Annotated in this window: 2 protein-coding genes; one reads left to right on the top strand and one right to left on the bottom strand. The window is 51.7% G+C overall.

Going from position 1 to position 2,477, the window contains the following annotated elements:
• Nucleotides 1-1,326, top strand: a 1,326-nt coding sequence (locus tag ACTHS3_RS06410) for a DEAD/DEAH box helicase (protein ID WP_440367437.1), incomplete at its 5' end; no start/stop codon positions are given.
• Between the two features lie 128 nt (nt 1,327-1,454).
• Here ACTHS3_RS06410 and leuB read toward each other — a convergent pair.
• A partial coding sequence (gene leuB / locus ACTHS3_RS06415; RefSeq protein ID WP_440367439.1) for a 3-isopropylmalate dehydrogenase occupies nt 1,455-2,477 on the bottom strand: 1,023 nt, incomplete at its 5' end.

Consider the following 2,477-nt stretch of genomic DNA (forward strand, 5'->3'; position numbering starts at 1 on the left):
ATTCAGGCGCAAGCGATTCCGTTTGCTTTGGACGGCCGCGACATTATGGCTTCGGCACAAACCGGTTCAGGCAAAACTGCAGCCTTCCTGCTGCCGACTTTGCAAAAACTGACCAAACGCAGCGAAAAACCGGGCAAAGGTCCGCGCGCTTTGGTATTGACCCCGACCCGCGAACTGGCGGCTCAGGTAGAAAAAAATGCACTGGCGTATGCTAAAAATATGCGTTGGTTCCGTACTGTCAGCATTGTCGGCGGTGCATCTTTCGGCTACCAAACCCGTGCCCTGAGCAAACCGGTTGACCTGATTGTCGCCACTCCGGGCCGTCTGATGGACTTGATGCAGAGCGGTAAAGTTGATTTTGAACGTTTGGAAGTGCTGATTCTGGACGAAGCCGACCGTATGTTGGACATGGGCTTTATCGACGACATCGAAACCATCGTTGAAGCAACGCCGAGCGACCGTCAGACTTTGTTGTTCTCCGCCACTTGGGACGGCGCGGTGGGCAAACTGGCGCGCAAACTGACCAAAGACCCTGAAACCATCGAAGTTGAGCGTGTGGACGATCAAGGCAAAATCGAAGAGCAGCTGTTGTACTGCGACGATATGCGTCATAAAAACCGCCTGCTCGACCACATTTTGCGCGATGCCAATATCGACCAATGCGTGATCTTTACATCCACCAAAGCCATGACCGAAGTCATTGCGGATGAGTTGTACGAAAAAGGTTTTGCCGCCAACTGCCTGCACGGCGATATGCCGCAAGGCTGGCGTAACCGCACGCTGATGGACTTGCGCAAAGGCCGCTGCAAAATTTTGGTTGCCACCGACGTTGCCGCACGCGGTATCGACGTACCAACCATTACCCACGTTATCAACTACGACTTGCCGAAACAGGCTGAAGACTACGTTCACCGTATCGGCCGTACCGGCCGCGCAGGCCGCACCGGTATTGCGATTACTTTTGCCGAAGTGAACGAATACGTCAAAGTACACAAAATTGAAAAATACATCGGCCGTAAATTGCCTGAGCTGACCATCGAAGGCATGGAGCCGACACGCAAACGCAAATCTGCCGGCGCTAAACCGAAAGGCAAAGGCGGCTGGGGCGATCGTAAATCCGGCGGCTGGCGCGGCGATAAGAAACCGGCTAAAGAAGGTTTCGGCGGTAAAGCTCGCGGCGAAGGCCATAAAAAAGACGGTTTCAAGAAAGATGGCTTTAAGAAAGATGGTTTCAAAAAAGCTGATGGTTTCAAAAAAGGCGGCGAAGGCTTTAAAGGCAAGCGTAAGTCTAACGACAGCTTTGGCGGCAAACACAAAAGAGGTTGATTTTTTCAATCTTAAGGCCGTCTGAAAAAGACATAAGGGCGTGTGAAGACACGCCCTTTTTTATGGTTTCAAGTTTTCGCATATAAAAAAGCGCGGGATTGATCCCACTCTTTTTTCAGACGGCCTTCTTACAAAGCAGCCAATACGGCATCGCCCATTTCGGAGCAGGAAACCAGTTTGGTACCTTCTTCGTAAATGTCGCCGGTACGCAAGCCTTGTTGCAGTACTTTTTGTACGGCGTTTTCAACTTGTTGCGCGCGGGCTTCGTCGTTCAGGCTGTAACGCAGCAGCATGGCAAGAGACAATACGGTCGCCAGCGGATTGGCTTTGTTTTGACCGGCAATGTCGGGAGCTGAGCCGTGAGATGGTTCGTACAGGCCTTTGCCGTTTTCGTCCAAAGAAGCAGAAGGCAGCATACCGATGGAACCGGTCAGCATGGAGGCTTCGTCGGAGAGGATGTCGCCGAAGATGTTGCCGGTGGCAATCACGTCAAATTGTTTGGGCGCGCGTACTAACTGCATGGCGGCGTTGTCGACGTACATATGGGAAAGCTCGACATCAGGGTATTCTTTGCCGATTTCTTCAAAGATTTCGCGCCACAGTTCGGTGGTTTCCAAAACGTTGGCTTTGCCTACGGAGCAGACTTTTTTGCTGCGTTTTTGGGCAGATTGGAAGGCAACGTGGGCGATGCGGCGGATTTCGCTTTCGCTGTATTTCATGGTGTTGTAGCCTTCGCGTTCGCCGTTTTCTAAAACACGGATGCCGCGCGGTTCGCCAAAATAAATATCGCCGGTCAGTTCGCGTACGATAAGGATGTCGAGGCCGGCTACGATTTCCGGTTTCAAAGTAGAAGCATTGGCCAGCTCTTTATACAAAATGGCAGGGCGCAAATTAGCAAACAGATTCAAGTCTTTACGAATGGCCAACAAGCCGCGTTCAGGGCGCAGCGGACGGTCGAGATTATCGTATTGAGGAGAACCGACTGCACCAAGCAAGACAGCATCGGCTTTACGGCAAAGGTTTTGCGTGAATTCTGGATAAGGATGGCCGTATTCGTCATAGGCTTCGCCACCCAAAGGTGCGTATTCGTAGCTGACATCCAAACCTTGTTCGATAAGTTTGTCGAGTACACGGACGGTTTCTGCAACGAT

Source organism: Neisseria sp. P0009.S007 (genome assembly GCF_051962515.1).